Here is a 13,412-nt window from a genome sequence, read left to right as displayed (position 1 = left end):
AGGCGGCCGCGGCGGCGCGGGCCGCGTCCGGACTCACGGCCCTCGGAACGCTGAACCGCGAGCGCGTCCCCGCCGCCCGCATCGCCGGGACCGAGCCGTACATCGCGCTGGAGCACGTCCCCCGCCGCCACATGTGGCTCACCGCCTGGACGGACGCCGCCGACGTCCGCAGCGGCAAGACGCGCTTCGCGGCGGGCGACGTCCTGTTCGGCAAGCTCCGCCCGAACTTCCACAAGGTCGGCCTCGCGTTCGTGGACGGCGTCGCGTCCACCGACATCCTCGTCGTCCGTCCGGGCGAGGACGCGTACCGCGGCTGGCTCCTCGCGGCGCTGTCCAGCGACGACGCCGTCGCGCACGCCGTCGCCGTCAGCGACGCACCCGGATGCCCCGCGCCGCCTGGCCCGACCTGGCCCGCCACGAGGTCCCCTGGCCGGGCGAGGCGGCCGCCCGCCGCTTCGGCGAGACGGTCGCGCCGCTCGCCCGCCGCGTCGAGGCCGCGGCGGCGGAGTCGAAGGCCCTCGCGGCCCTCCGCGACGCGCTCCTCCCCGACTGCGCCCGTCCGGAGTAGCCCGGACGGGCGCGGCTGCGGCGTCGTCCCGACGGACCCCTACGGCAGGCGGGCCTCCAGGGCCTCGATGATGCGCGGGCGCATTTCGGCGGCGCCGATGACGGCGTCGACCGAGCCGACCTCGACCGCGCGGCGGATGTCGTGCACCTTGTCGAACTCCGCCGCCACCTCGCCGAGCTTCTCCGCCCGGACGGACGCGTTGGAGCTCGGCGAGTTCCGCGGTCAGCGCGGCGCGCTCGGGACCGGCGGCGGCCGCCGCGCGGGCCTCCAGGTCGCGGACGCGCGGGTCGGCGGCGGTGCGCGCGTCGACGTCGCCCGCGAACACGGCCGCGGCGGCGGGGGCGCCGCCGAGCACCGACGCGAACGATCCCTCCAGCGCGAACACGGTCATGTTCGGGTTCAGCGCCTTCGAGAACACCACGAACGCGCCGCCGTGGTACCGCGAGATCACGCAGAACACGATGGGGCCGCGGAAGTTCACGATCGCGCGTCCGATCTCCGCGCCGTACTCCAGCTGCAGCTTGCGCAGCGACTCCGGGGAACCGTCGAAGCCCGACAGGTTCGCCAGCACCACCAGCGGACGGTTGCCGCTGGCCGCGTTGATCGCCCGCGCCGCCTTCTTCGACGACCGCGGGAACAGCGTGCCCGCGGTGTAGGCGTCCGGGCCGTCGGTGGGCGGGAACCCGCGCCGCGGCACCGACCGCGACTCGATGCCGAGCAGGCACACCGGGATGCCGCCGAGATGGACGTCCTGGACCGCCGCGGTCTCCGCGTCGGCCATGCCCGCCCAGCGTTCCAGGACGGGGTGGTCCTGGTCGGAGAGGGCGCGCATCACGGTGCGGATGTCGAACGGCTTCTTGCGGTCCGGGTTGGCCGCGGCGGAGAAGATCTCGCCGACGGTGGTGAAGTCGCTGCCCTCCACGGCGTGCGGGAAGTCGGAGACGTCGCGGTCGGCGGGGTCGGCCGTCGCCGCCCGCCGCGGCGCGTCCTCGCCCGGCACGACGTAGGTGTGGTCGTAGTGCGCCATGAGGACGTCCCGCGCGGCCGGCAGGTCCGGCGCCCAGTACTGCGCCTGCCCGTTCGGGCCCATCACCCGGTCGTGGCCGCCGATGCCGAAGTTGTCCTCGGCCGACACGCCGCCGGAGAAGTCGAGCGCCTGCTTGCCGGTGAGCACCATCGCCGAGTCGGGCGTCATCACGAGGACGCCCTTGGTGTGCATCAGCATCGTCGCCTCGGCGTTCCAGTACGGCTGCGCGCCGACGTTGATGCCCGCGACCACGATGTTGATCTCGCCGCCGTCCTGGGTGAACTCGACGATCCGCTTGAGCGCCGCGGCCACCCAGTCCATGTTCTCGGTGCCGGAGTCCATGGAGCCCGGGCCCCGACGACAGCGCGTACCACTCCAGCGGCACCCGCATCCGCTCGGCCAGGTCGAGCGCGGCGATCACGCGGCGGCACTCCGGCTCCGACAGCGCGCCGAGCGACTTCGTCGGGTCGCCGAGCAGGACGACCCGGGTGACGCCCTCCGGATGCCGCGGGGTCGGCGTGGTGACGACGCCCGCGACCATCGCCGCCGTGTTGCGCCCGGCCGGACGGTCGACGGGCACCAGCGCGTGCGCCCCCGTCTCGTCCGCGGCGAGGTCGTGCTCGACGAAGTCGCCGAGCAGGCCCGTCAGCTCGTACGGGTACACGGTGTTGCGGGCGGCCGCGCGCAGCACCTTCTGCCGGTAGCCGTCGACCGGCTCGACCGGGTCGCCGGACGGCTCCCCGACCGTCACCCGCGGGCCGCCGGCCTCGAACGCGATGCGCACCGACATCTTGCTCAGCTCGCCGGTCTCCGCGTCGCGGCGCCGTCCGATCAGCTGGATCTCCTCCAGCCCGGCGCCCGCCGCCGTCGGCAGCACCCGCCCGACGATCATCTCCAGTTCCGCCTGGGTGAGGCCGATCGGCGGCCAGACGTAGACGACGATCCGGTTGGTGCTGAGGCGCTTCTTCGACGGCCGCCGCTCCTGCGCGCGGCGGATCGAGTCGAGGCACGTCGCGATGGTGTACTCGGCCATCGGCAGGGTGACCAGCCGGCCGTCGTGGTCGCGCAGCTCGGTCAGGTCCCGCACCTGCGCGAACGCGACGAGCCGGTCGTCGGCCGCGTTCTCCCGCGCGACCGCCCGGTAGAGGTAGACCTCCTCGTCCGACGACGGCAGCCGGGTCAGGTCGAACTCGCCGAGCCGCTCCATCTGCATCCGCTGCGCGATGTACGGGTGCAGGCCGCGGATCAGCCGCTCCTCGGCCATCCCGTCGGCGGACGGGCGGAACGTGAAGTGGTGGTGCATCACCGCGCCGCGGCTGCCCGCGACGGTGGCGGTGAGCCGGCGGACGCGGCCCGGCAGCGACTGCGCGGCGATGACGTCGTGCAGCGCGGCCGCCATCGCGTCGAAGTCGTCCGGCTGCCCCTCCCAGGCGAGGTAGATGTCGGCGTCGACGTCCTCGTCGCCGGGCAGTTCGGCGAGGCCGCGCAGCGCGCCGCCCAGCGACTCGAACCGCACCGCCGCCGACACCAGGTGCGAGCCCGCCCGCTCGGCGACCACGAACGTGCAGCCCGCGGCGTCCCGCGTGCGGACGCCGATGAGCCCCTTGTTGCCGTAGTACCGGCGGGTCAGCACCTCCAGCATGACCGTGTTGTCCGGCTCGCCGCGGACGAGCCGGCGCCCGAGCAACCGGACGAGCGGCTCGGTGCTGCGCACCATCTCGGCGACGCGGTCCGCGCGGTCCGGCGCGTCCGGGGACGCGTCCAGGTGCCGCAGGTGCCTGCGGACGTCGGCGTAGACGCGGGCGCGGTTGCGGCGCAGCAGCGGCTGCGCGAACCACGCGAACACGACACCGCACGCGAGGTCGTACACGACGGGGAAGCGCACCTGCGTCGCCGCCACCAGCCGCTCCACCGCGAGGCCGACGGTCTCGCGCATCCGCTCGTCCGGCGGCGGCTCCTGCAGCCACGTGCGCAGCAGCGTCGCGACGACCGTCGCGTCGGCGGACGCGCGCTGCTGGGCGAGGAAGATCCGGAACACCGCCGCTTCGAGTTCCGGCGTGCGCTCCAGGTCGGTGACGCCGTAGTGCGCGAGCGCCTTCGCGAGCCGCTCCCGGAACGCGTCCGGCAGCCCGGCCCGCTCGACGTCCAGGCTCTGCAGGTACGTGTGGAAGTGCTCGCGCGCGCTGTGCACGTGGCCCTCGTCGCCGCCCGCCGGGCGGTTGCGGCCCAGCTCGGCGAGGTCGGCGAACACCTCGACGAGCGCGAGTTCCGCCGCGAGCGGCCGGTGCCCGTCCGCCGCCCGCGCGGCGAGGTAGTCCGCCAGGACCCGGCGCTCGTCGTGCGGGTCGACGTCGAAGCCCAGCAGCAGGCTGCGCAGGTCCTCCAGGCCGCGGGCCGCGCGCTCGCGCACCGGGACCGTGCCCGGCGCCGCGGGCAGCTCCAGCTCGACGGTCCCGCCGACCACGGCGGCCTCCGCCTCGTCGTCGTCCGCGAGCTGCTCCAGCCGCAGCAGCGGCGCACCGGCCTCCACCTGGCTGCCGACCGACACGACGCATTCCTTCAGCCGCGCCTTGAACGGCGCCCGCAGCACCGTCTCCATCTTCATGCTCTCCAGCACCAGCACCGGCGCGCCCGCCTCGACCTCGGCGCCCGCCTCCAGCGGCGTCGCGACGACCAGCGCGGGCGCGGGCGAGCGGACGACGCCGCCCTCGTCCCGGCTGACCCGGTGCGTCACACCGTCCACCTCGACCAGGTGGACGGGCCCGTGCGTGCCCGTGACCAGCCGGTACCGGGTGCCGTTGACGGTGATCCGGCCGCTGTGCCGGTCGAACCGCTCCACCTCGACGTCGGCGGCGCGGACGTCCTCGCCCGACTCGACGCCGACCCGGAACCGGTGCGCGCCGACCCGCGCCACCCGCAGCCGGTGGGCCGCGCCGCGCAGCTTCAGGTCCAGCGGCCGGCCGCTCTCGTGCCGCACCTGCGGGCGCCCGCCGGACGCCGTCGACAGCAGCCGTCCCCGCTCGGCGCGCTCCTCCTCCTCGTACACCTCGATCGCGGCGGCCACCAGCGCGACGCCGGAGTGCCGGTCCGAGACGAGCCCGCCCGCCTCCCGCACCCGGTCGATCCAGCCGGTGTCGGCGCTGCCGTCGATCACCTCGGGCCGGTGCAGCAGGTCGAGGACGAACCCCTTGTTCGTCGCGCCGCCCTCGATGATCACGCTGGTCCGCGCCATCGCCCGGCGCAGCCGGCCCAGCGCCTCGTCCCGGTCCCGGCCGTAGGCGATGATCTTCGCGATCATCGAGTCGAAGTCGGCGGGGATCGTGTCGCCCTCGCCGACGCCGGTGTCCACCCGGACGCCCGGACCCGCGGGCAGCTCCAGCCGCGCGATCCGTCCGGGCGACGGGGCGAAGTCGCGGTCCGGGTCCTCGGCGTTCAGCCGGGCCTCGATCGCGTGCCCGCGCTCCACCGGCGGCTCGCCCTCCAGCTTCCCGCCGGACGCCACGTGCAGCTGCGCCTTCACCAGGTCGAACCCGGTCGTGGACTCGGTGATCGGGTGCTCGACCTGCAGGCGGGTGTTGACCTCCAGGAACGCGAACAGCTCGTCGCCCGGGTGGTACAGGAACTCGACGGTCGCCGCCCCGCGGTACCCGACCGCGACCGCGAGCCGCTCGGCGGACGCCTTCAGCTCCGCCGCCTGCGCCGCGCTCAGCACCGGCGACGCCGACTCCTCGATGACCTTCTGGTTGCGCCGCTGCACCGAGCAGTCCCGCACCCCGAGCGCCCACGCCGTCTCGCCGTCCGCGATGACCTGCACCTCGACGTGCCGGGCGCCGGTCACCAGGCGCTCCAGGAACACGACCCCGCTGCCGAACGCCCGCGCGGCCTCCTGGCCGGTGCGCTCGTAGGCGTCCACGAGCTCCGCCTCGCTCGCGATCATGCGGATCCCGCGGCCGCCGCCGCCGGCCGTCGCCTTCAGCATCAGCGGGTAGCCGATCTCGGTGGCCGCGGCGACCGCCGCGTCCAGGCTCTCCACCGCCCCGCGGCTCCAGGGCGCCACCGGCACCCCGACCTCCTCGGCGATCAGCTTCGCGCCGATCTTGTCGCCGAGCCGCCGCATCGCCTCCGCGCTCGGCCCGACGAACGTCACGCCGATCCGCTCGCACAGCTCCGCGAACGCCGGGTCCTCCGCGACGAACCCCCAGCCGACCCACGCGGCGTCGCGCCGGACTCCACCAGCGCGCGCTCCAGCACCTCCAGGTCGAGGTACGGACGCGCCGATGCGGGCCCGAGGTCGTACGAATGGTCCGCTTCCCGGACGAACCCGGCGGCACGGTCGACGTCGGTGTGCAGGGCGACGGTCTCGATCCGTGTCCCGGTCTCCGCGGCGATGTCCCGCACGGCGTGGACGAGCCGCATCGCGGCCTCACCCCGGTTGACGATGGCGACACGACTGAACACCTGACCGAACCCCCTGAAGACGCGTGACAGACCGGCGGCGTCAGCCTTTCGCCTATCGGCCGGTAGTTCCATGTCGCGGACATCGCACGCTACGCGGCCAAGTTTGTTGGAATCCTCCAAACGCGCCGGGCGGCGAAACGGCACGGCGACGGCGAACACCCTCGGTGACCAGCGGATACCCGGTCGTCCACGCGCCGACACCCATGATCATCGCCGACCGCCGAATTCCCACTTGTGCACCTCGGCACCGGCGTAGCCTCCGCGGACAGGACGCCCCGCGCCGCGTCCGGCCCGGCCGCCCGCACCAGCGCGGCCGTCCCCACCCAGGTGCCCCCGTCGTCGGAGAGCAGCGGGCCGAAGGCGATCAGGTCGCCGTCCCGTCCGGACGGCACGTCGAGATCGACGCCCGGCCCCGAACCGAACCCGAGGACGAGGTACCGGTCGTCCCCGGTCCGCCCGCCGGGGAAGTCCCACATCGTGCGCCCCAGCAGGTTCCGCCAGCGGCGCACCAGCACGTCCCGGTAGGCCCCCGCCTGGTAGCAGGGCTCCTCGAACGCGAACGCGCGGGCCGCCGCCGGATCCGGCAGATCGACGATGTGCACGCTCCCGGTGAGCGTGTCGTCGTCGGTGAACGTCGGCCCGCGCGCGATCAGCTCCTTGTCGAACCGGTCCATATAGGACCAGTGCGCCTCCACCATCTGCTCGCGCAGCGGCACGGACCCGGGACGATCTCGGTGATAGCAGAAGAATTCCATCTACCGAGTCTCCCGGATGAGCCGGGCTCAGCCGTGCAGGGCGGGCCGGTAGACGAGCTCCTGGACGCGGCCGTCGAGCGTCCGCTGCCCGATCAGGTCGAGGTCGAAGTCCGCGGCCCCCGCGAAGACCGGGTCGAGCCCGGTCCGGCCGGTGATCACGGGAAAGAGCGTCACCTGGACGCGGTCGACCAGACCGGCGGCCATCAGCGCCCGGTTCATCGACAGGCTGCCGTGCGAGCGCAACGGCACCCCGGACTCCTCCTTGAGCCGGGCGACGACGTCGACCGCGTCGCCCCTCGCGACGTCCGCGTCGGGCCAGTCGAGGGGCCCGTCCAGGGTGGTCGACACCACCGTCGCGGGCAGTTCCCGCATCCGCGTGACCCACGGGTCGCGGACGTCGGAGTCCTCGGTGCTCGAAGCCAGCATCCGCGCGAACGCCCGGTAGGTGTTCGCCCCGAAGACCATCCGCTGCTCCTCGCTGTACAGATCGAGGCGCCGGGCGAGGAGCTCGGGGCCCTGCTTGCCCCAGTATCCGGTCCAGTCGCCACCGGCGGCGCCGAAGCCGTCGAGGCTGGAAAAGACGTCGAACGTGTAGGTGACGGTCATGTTCTCTCCCCGAGCGCGGTCGATGGCGTGTCGGAGATACAGACCGGCCGCCGCGGCGAGACTCATCGCTTCCGGGCCCCGAGGTACTGCGGTCGACCGCAGCGAGCCGTGCGGTCCGCCCCATGGCGGGCGCCGGCGCGGGCCCGTAGCTTGGCTCCTCACGATCCGGGCGGCGGCGTCACCACCGGCGCGTCCGCGAATGCTCAAGGAGGTCTGCGATGGACGAAGCGACGGACGGGCGGGACGGCGGCACCGGCACCGGCGCGCCGCTCGTGGGCGCGATCCGGCTCCCGGACGGCTCGTGGGTGCGGGGCCGCGGCCTGCGCAACCCGTCCCCCGCGGGGCCCGAGCCCGAGTTCGGCCTCTACCTCGGCACCGCGAAGCTGCGGCGGCGCCACGAGGACGCGCTGCGGTGGCCGCACACGTGGATCGACTGGCCCGACTTCCGCCTCCCCCGCGACCGCGACCTGGCGGTCCGGGAGATCCGCGCGCTGCACGAGCGGGCCGGGTCGGGGGCCGCGGTGGAGGTCGCCTGCGGGGGCGGCGTCGGCCGCACCGGGACGGTCGTCGCCTGCCTGGCCGTCCTGGCGGGCATCGCCCCGGCGGACGCCGTCGCCTGGGCGCGCGAGCACCACGACAAGCGGGCCGTCGAGACCCCGTGGCAGCGCCGCTGGGTCCGCGCCTTCCCCGCCGAGCGTCCCTGACGGACGCCGCGGCGCGGCGGCACGCGTCAGGCCGCGGGGCGGGCGCCGCGGACGAACTGGTCGGCCGCGGTCTCCACGAGTTCGTCCAGCAGGGCCGGGTCGACGAGGTCGCCGTTGATGAGCGAGGCGATGCCCTGGACGGTCGCGAAGAGGACGAGCCCGACCCGTTCGGGGTCGCCCGCCCGGAGCGTCCCCTGCTCCTGCCCCTCGGCGATCAGGCCGGACATCAGCCCGAACGGCGCCCGGGCCGCCTCGACGAGCCGCGTCGCCCCCGGCCGGTGCTTACCGGCGTACATCAGTTCGAGGAGCGCGGCGTTCTCGGTGGCGAACCGGATGTAGGCCGTCATGGCGGCCCGGACGCGCGCGGCGAAGGCGCGGGACGCCGAGGCGGCGCGCCGCCTGTGGGACCTGTCCGAAACACTGACCGGGGTCGCCTTCCCCGGCGCCCCGGTCGCTAGCGGACGCGCAACCTGAGCGTCTTCGACCTGGCGATGACGGTGTCCTCGTCCTCGAACACCCGGTAGAAGACCTCCGCGCCGCCCCGTTCGGCGGCGGCGTAGGCGCTCTCGATGGAGAACGCGAACTCCATCGGCGCGTCCGGCCGTGAAACCGGGTCCCATCTGACGGTGGTGTGCCGGTCGACGACCCACTCCACCTGGACCACGGCGCCCGCCGCCAGCTCGGGACGGGCCGGGACCCGGACGGTGAAACCGTCGATGAGCTCGGTGTCGACGAGCCCGTCGACTGCCTCCGGGACCTCGGGTGCGGGCAGGGTGCCGGACTCGTCGGGGCTCTGGACGGTCGCCGGCGCGTCGTACGGGTCCTCCGCGGGAACGTCGCTCTCCACGAGGGAGGCGCAGACGTTCCGGACCTCTTGCAGGAACGCCGGATAGTCCTCCCCGAACGTGTGCACGGCGTCCGACACGGCGCTGACGGCCGCCTCAAGCGCGTCGGGCCGCGCCGCATGGAACACCGCGGGCAGCGCCATGTGAGGTTGCGAGATCCGCCGCGGCCCCGGAGGGGAATCGGGCACCGGGGGCGGTGTCGCCTCCCCGACCGTGCGGTCCGGGACGTTCGGGTCGGCGCGCAGGGACCGCCGCATGCTCTCCCGGTCGTCGAAGGGGGCGGGGAGCGCACGTCCCTCCGCGAGCGCCGCCAGGGCCGGGGCGACCCAGTCGAGGTCGGCGAGACCGCCGCCGCGCGGCGCGGCGGGCGGCGAACACGGCCACCCGGCGCTGCACGCCGGGCCCCGTCGGGCGTCCAGCGCGTGCACCAGGTCGACGTCGTAACGGGCGAGGCCCAGTGCGCTCGGCGCGGCGCGCAGCGCGTCGGTCGGCGACCGGCCGCCCCACTCGTCCCGCTCGGCCTCGTGCCGCCGTTCCCGGTAGGCGCGCTTGCGCTCGGCGCGGGCCGTCCGTTCGGCGCTCTCGGCGGACGGCCGAAACAGGACCCGGACGAACCGGCGCCAGTAGGCGGCCACCTTGGACATCAGCCGCACGAACCGGTTGGAGCGGGGCCGCCCGGCCGCTGGTCCGCGCATCGGCACCTCCATGTCGGCTGCCACGAGACTTTAGTGCACGTCACCGACAAGTTGATCTAGGTGGCGCGACGGCGACAAGGCGCCCCCAGGGCGGCGCGGGTTCCGGTCAGCTCTGCGGGACGGGCGGCAGGTCCTTGTGGACGACCGTGAAGCCGCCCCGGGTTACGGGGCCGAACGGGGCGGGCGCCATCCCCTTGCCGGTCCGGGGGTTCTCGATCCATTCGCCGTCCTCGTCCTGGATCAGGTTCATGAACTCCCACCCGTAGCCGACGCGGTCGCGGGTGCGGCCGGGCTTGTCCTTGCCGCCGTCGTAGACGCTGAACCCGAGTCGCGCCCGGTCCAGTGCTCCGGGCCGCCCTCGCTCACGCGGTCGATGACGGCGGTCAGGACGGCGTAGCCGGGCGCCGTCGTCAGCGAGTCGACGCGCCCCGACGCGGTGATCGTCTTGTTCAGGACGGGCGAGTAGTGCGAGATCCGCACCGTGCCGGTCGCGTCGCTGGGCGATCCGGGGAAGTTCTCCCCGGCGCTCGCGTAGGGGGTCGCGCGGGCGTCGAAGGCGAACGCGCGGACGTCCCGGTCCTGGTGGTACGTCCGGCGCATCTCCCCCCATCCGGTGACGCTCGCGACCTTCGGTTCCTTCTTCTCGGGACGGGCGGACGCGGCCGGGGCGACGGCGGCGGTCACGGCGAGAGCGGCGACGGCGGCGGTGGTGGTGGTCAGGGCGGCGATGTTGCGCGTGTTCGGCATGGGTTCCTCCGGGTCTGTCGATCTCCGTCGAGACTGCCGCCGCACCCCGGCGCGCCGCCTCACCCGTGCGGGCGGGGCGCCTCCCCCACTCGGGCGATCCCGGCACCTCTTCCAGTTTTACGGAATTACGTTATTCTGGAGTCATGGAGGACGGACTGGAGGAGCGGCTCGCGCGGCTGGAGCGGCGCGTCGACCGCCTGGACGGCGGCGACGAACCGTCGCCGGCGTCCGAACCGCCCGCCGGCGACGTCTTCTGGGCGCTGAACGAACTCAAGGTGCGGGCCGCCGAACCGGGCGCGGTGCTGTTCACCGGCACCGTCGACCTGCCGACCGGCGAGCACTACGAGTGGCAGGAGGGGCGGACGGCCGACGACCTGCTCGGCACCGACTGGGGCGAGCTGGCCCCCGCGCTGTCCGCACTGAGCCATCCCGTCCGGCTGCTGTTGCTGCAGGAGATCCTGCGCGGCGCGCGGACGACGGCCGAGCTGGGCAAACACGAGCGGCTCGGAACGACCGGGCAGCTCTACCACCACCTGCGCGCGCTGGTCACCGCCGGATGGCTGCGCGCCGGAGCGCGCGGATCGTACGCGGTCCCGGGGGAACGCGTCGTCCCGCTGCTGGCCGTCCTCGCCGCCGTGCGCAGATAGGGGAGATGATGATGGGCACGTTGGTCACGCAGCTGAGCAGATACCAGTTGCCGGTGATCGTGGTCGGCCTGGTCCTGGTCTTCACCGAGCCGCTGCACGGTGTGGGGGCGCTGGACACGGCGGGCATGGTGCTGTGCGTCGCCGGGCTGGTGCTCTTCGTCCTGGGGCTGGTGGTCAAACCGGACGAACCGGCCCGCGGGGCCGTGCCGCTGCGAGCGCCGTCCGGGGCCGCTGGCTGCCGGTGAACAGCCCGTCCGACAAGGTGCCGAGCCACGGGACGCGCGAACTCGGCCAGGCGTACGCCATCGACCTCGTGCACCGGCCCGACGAGAAGGACGCCTGGACGGCCCTGCACGCGTGGCCGCCGATGCGCCGGCCGTCCGCGTTCCCGGCGTTCGGCGAGCCCGTGCTCGCCCCGGCCGACGGCGTCGTCGTCGCGACGGGCCGGTGGCAGCGCGACCACTGGAGCCGGAACTCCGCGATCGCGTTGCCGTACCTGATCGCGGAGGGGGTCGCGCGGAGCCTGCTGTCGCTGCTGACGTTGTCCAGCGGACGGTTCGTCCTCGGCAACCACGTCATCCTCGACCTCGGCGACGGCGTGTACGGGGTGTTCGCGCACCTGAAGCGGGGAACGGTGCGGGTCCGTAAGGGGGACCGCGTGACGGCCGGGCAGGTCCTCGCCGACTGCGGCAACTCGGGCAACTCGTCCGAACCGCACCTGCACTTCCACCTGATGGACCGCCGCCGCCCGGGAACGGCCGCCGGGCTCCCGTTCACGTTCCCCTACGAAGCCGACGGGGAGACGCACACGGGCGTCCCCGGCGGGCAGCGCCCGTTCACCGTCCCGGAGAGCGTGCCGGAGACCGTCGCGAAGGCCCCCTGACCGCTTCAACGCTCCGAGGGATCCCTCGGGGGTCCGGGCGGGCCGCCACGGATTTCGGCCCGCCCGGACCCGGGTGCGAGCGGCGCACGGGTCGGATCGCGCGCGGCTCACACGTCCGGGGAGGTCACTCGGTGCCGGGGATGTCCGGGAGCCCTTCGGTGTTGTCCCAGACGACGCAGGTGTGCTCGGCGTAGTAGCGGGCGTCCGACACGTTCGTCACGCCGTCGGCGTGCAGGTTCTGCACCTTCCCGATGACCGGGCGGTACGCGGGCCACGCGGGCAGTCCCGCGCCGTTCGGGTCGCCGGTGGCGGCGAACCGGCTCCAGTAGCCGATCATGGTCGCGGCGAGTTCCCGCTGCGCGGTGTTCAGCTCGATCGGACGGGCCGGGAAGTCGAACAGCAGCGGCAGTTCGGCCCCGTGGTACGCGCCGAGTTCGAGTTCGGGCGGGGTCGCGTAGACGCTCGGGACGTTCGGCTCGGTGAACTCGTACATGTGCACCGGGACGTCGTCCTGCAGCGCCTTCGCGTCGCGGCGGGCGGGACACGAGAACGCGGCGTGCGTCAGGGCCGAGACGATCGCCGAGTCCGGGCCGCCCTCGACGTCGGACGTCGCGAGCAGCGTGCTGGCCTCGTGCTTCGTCGTGCCGATCAGCATCGGGACCTTCGCGTACTCCCCGGCCGGGAAGGCGTCCGCGGCCGCCTTCGGCAGGACGGGCGTGCCCGTGGTCGGCGCGAGGGTGAGCGACAGGTCCGTCTCGCCGTCCGCCGGGACGGTCGCGTCGAGCAGCTCGGCGGCGGGCTTGCCGCGCAGGCACTCGGCGGTGGTGCAGCCGACCTCCTGCGCGAGCCCGGTGCCCGCGGCCTCGGCGTCCGGTAGGGCGCGGGCGACGAGCTGGCACGGGCCGCTCTGCATGACCGCGCGGTGGAACAGGCCCCGCGACGCGGGCGACAGCACGTGCGAGCAGACGCTGCCGCTGCCCGCCGACTGGCCCGAGATCGTCACGTTGCCGGCGTTCCCGCCGAACGCGGCGGCGTTCGCCCGCACCCAGCGCAGCGCGGCCTGCTGGTCCATGATCCCGTAGTTCCCGGACCCGGACGCGTCCTCGGCGGAGAGTTCGGGGGTCGCGAGGAACCCGAACACGCCCAGCCGGTAGTTGACCGACACGACGACGTTCCCGGCGGCGGCGAGCCGCTGCGCGTCGTAGGTGGAACCCGACCCGTACGCGAACGCGCCGCCGTGGAACCACACGATCACCGGGAGGTTCCCGGACGCCTGGGCGGGCGTGTAGACGTCCAGGTAGAGGCAGTCCTCGTTGGTCACCTGGTCGCGTCCCATGAACGGCGACGCGTTCTGCGCGCAGGCGCCGCCGTGCTCGGCGGCGGGCCGGACGCCGTCCCACCCGGCGGCGGGCCGCGGCGGCTTCCAGCGCAGCGGCCCGACGAGCGGCGCCGTGTACGGGACGCCGCGGAACACCCG

The 13,412-nt window shown here is 74.3% G+C and carries 12 protein-coding genes and 1 pseudogene; 5 read left to right on the top strand and 8 right to left on the bottom strand.

Annotation, left to right across the window (positions count from 1 at the left end; all coding sequences use genetic code 11):
• Window positions 1-382: 382 nt before the first annotated feature.
• Window positions 383-568: a type I restriction endonuclease subunit S gene (locus tag BJF79_RS17860; RefSeq protein ID WP_075898903.1), complete on the top strand. Its 186-nt coding sequence runs from the start codon at window positions 383-385 to the stop codon at window positions 566-568.
• Between the two features lie 39 nt (window positions 569-607).
• Here BJF79_RS17860 and BJF79_RS17855 read toward each other — a convergent pair.
• From BJF79_RS17855 to BJF79_RS17845, 3 genes and pseudogenes are all read right to left on the bottom strand, one after another.
• Window positions 608-6,053, bottom strand: a pseudogene (locus BJF79_RS17855) (carboxyl transferase domain-containing protein).
• Window positions 6,054-6,142: 89 nt separating this feature from the next.
• Entirely contained in the window at window positions 6,143-6,808 is a 666-nt protein-coding gene (locus tag BJF79_RS17850) for a YciI family protein (protein WP_262402203.1), read from the bottom strand.
• 27 nt (window positions 6,809-6,835) lie between these two features.
• Window positions 6,836-7,414, bottom strand: a complete 579-nt coding sequence (locus BJF79_RS17845; RefSeq protein ID WP_075898905.1) for a dihydrofolate reductase family protein — start codon at window positions 7,412-7,414, stop codon at window positions 6,836-6,838.
• Between the two features lie 218 nt (window positions 7,415-7,632).
• On the opposite strand from BJF79_RS17845, the gene BJF79_RS17840 reads away from it, so the two are divergent.
• Window positions 7,633-8,118 carry a protein-tyrosine phosphatase family protein gene (locus BJF79_RS17840; RefSeq protein WP_075898901.1) on the top strand — a complete coding sequence of 162 codons (486 nt, stop codon included), beginning with the start codon at window positions 7,633-7,635 and terminating at the stop codon, window positions 8,116-8,118.
• A 26-nt stretch (window positions 8,119-8,144) separates the two neighbouring features.
• Here the strand turns inward: BJF79_RS17840 and BJF79_RS60520 are convergent, their stop codons facing one another.
• The 4 genes from BJF79_RS60520 to BJF79_RS51070 all read right to left on the bottom strand — a co-directional run bounded on the left by BJF79_RS60520 (window position 8,145) and on the right by BJF79_RS51070 (window position 10,405).
• Window positions 8,145-8,465 carry a TetR-like C-terminal domain-containing protein gene (locus tag BJF79_RS60520; protein ID WP_075898899.1) on the bottom strand — a complete coding sequence of 107 codons (321 nt, stop codon included), beginning with the start codon at window positions 8,463-8,465 and terminating at the stop codon, window positions 8,145-8,147.
• Window positions 8,466-8,572: 107 nt separating this feature from the next.
• On the bottom strand, window positions 8,573-9,658 hold the full coding sequence (locus tag BJF79_RS60515) for a hypothetical protein (RefSeq protein ID WP_262402202.1): 1,086 nt from the start codon (window positions 9,656-9,658) through the stop codon (window positions 8,573-8,575).
• A gap of 106 nt (window positions 9,659-9,764) precedes the next feature.
• Window positions 9,765-9,908 (bottom strand): hypothetical protein, encoded by a 144-nt coding sequence (locus BJF79_RS55515; protein WP_158079209.1) that lies wholly within the window; start codon window positions 9,906-9,908, stop codon window positions 9,765-9,767.
• Window positions 9,905-10,405, bottom strand: a complete 501-nt coding sequence (locus tag BJF79_RS51070; RefSeq protein WP_158079208.1) for a hypothetical protein — start codon at window positions 10,403-10,405, stop codon at window positions 9,905-9,907. The genes BJF79_RS55515 and BJF79_RS51070 overlap by 4 nt, the downstream gene beginning before the upstream one ends.
• Before the next feature lie 143 nt (window positions 10,406-10,548).
• Here BJF79_RS51070 and BJF79_RS17820 point away from each other — a divergent pair, with 143 nt between their 5' ends.
• From BJF79_RS17820 to BJF79_RS17810, 3 genes are read left to right on the top strand one after another with little or no spacing between them, the layout of a single operon-like run.
• Entirely contained in the window at window positions 10,549-11,052 is a 504-nt protein-coding gene (locus BJF79_RS17820; protein WP_075898895.1) for an ArsR/SmtB family transcription factor, read from the top strand.
• A 20-nt stretch (window positions 11,053-11,072) separates the two neighbouring features.
• On the top strand, window positions 11,073-11,297 hold the full coding sequence (locus tag BJF79_RS57275) for a hypothetical protein (protein ID WP_262402201.1): 225 nt from the start codon (window positions 11,073-11,075) through the stop codon (window positions 11,295-11,297).
• Window positions 11,294-11,935, top strand: a complete 642-nt coding sequence (locus BJF79_RS17810; protein ID WP_075898891.1) for a M23 family metallopeptidase — start codon at window positions 11,294-11,296, stop codon at window positions 11,933-11,935. Before BJF79_RS57275 ends, BJF79_RS17810 begins: the two co-directional genes overlap by 4 nt.
• Before the next feature lie 124 nt (window positions 11,936-12,059).
• Here the strand turns inward: BJF79_RS17810 and BJF79_RS17805 are convergent.
• The coding region (locus BJF79_RS17805; protein WP_075898889.1) for a carboxylesterase/lipase family protein at window positions 12,060-13,412 on the bottom strand (1,353 nt) is incomplete at its 5' end.

The sequence above is a fragment of the Actinomadura sp. CNU-125 genome, from assembly GCF_001942465.1.
Taxonomy (GTDB): Bacteria; Actinomycetota; Actinomycetes; order Streptosporangiales; family Streptosporangiaceae; genus Spirillospora.
Note: the sequence above shows the minus strand (reverse complement) of the source record. Positions and strands in the feature narration are given on the sequence as shown.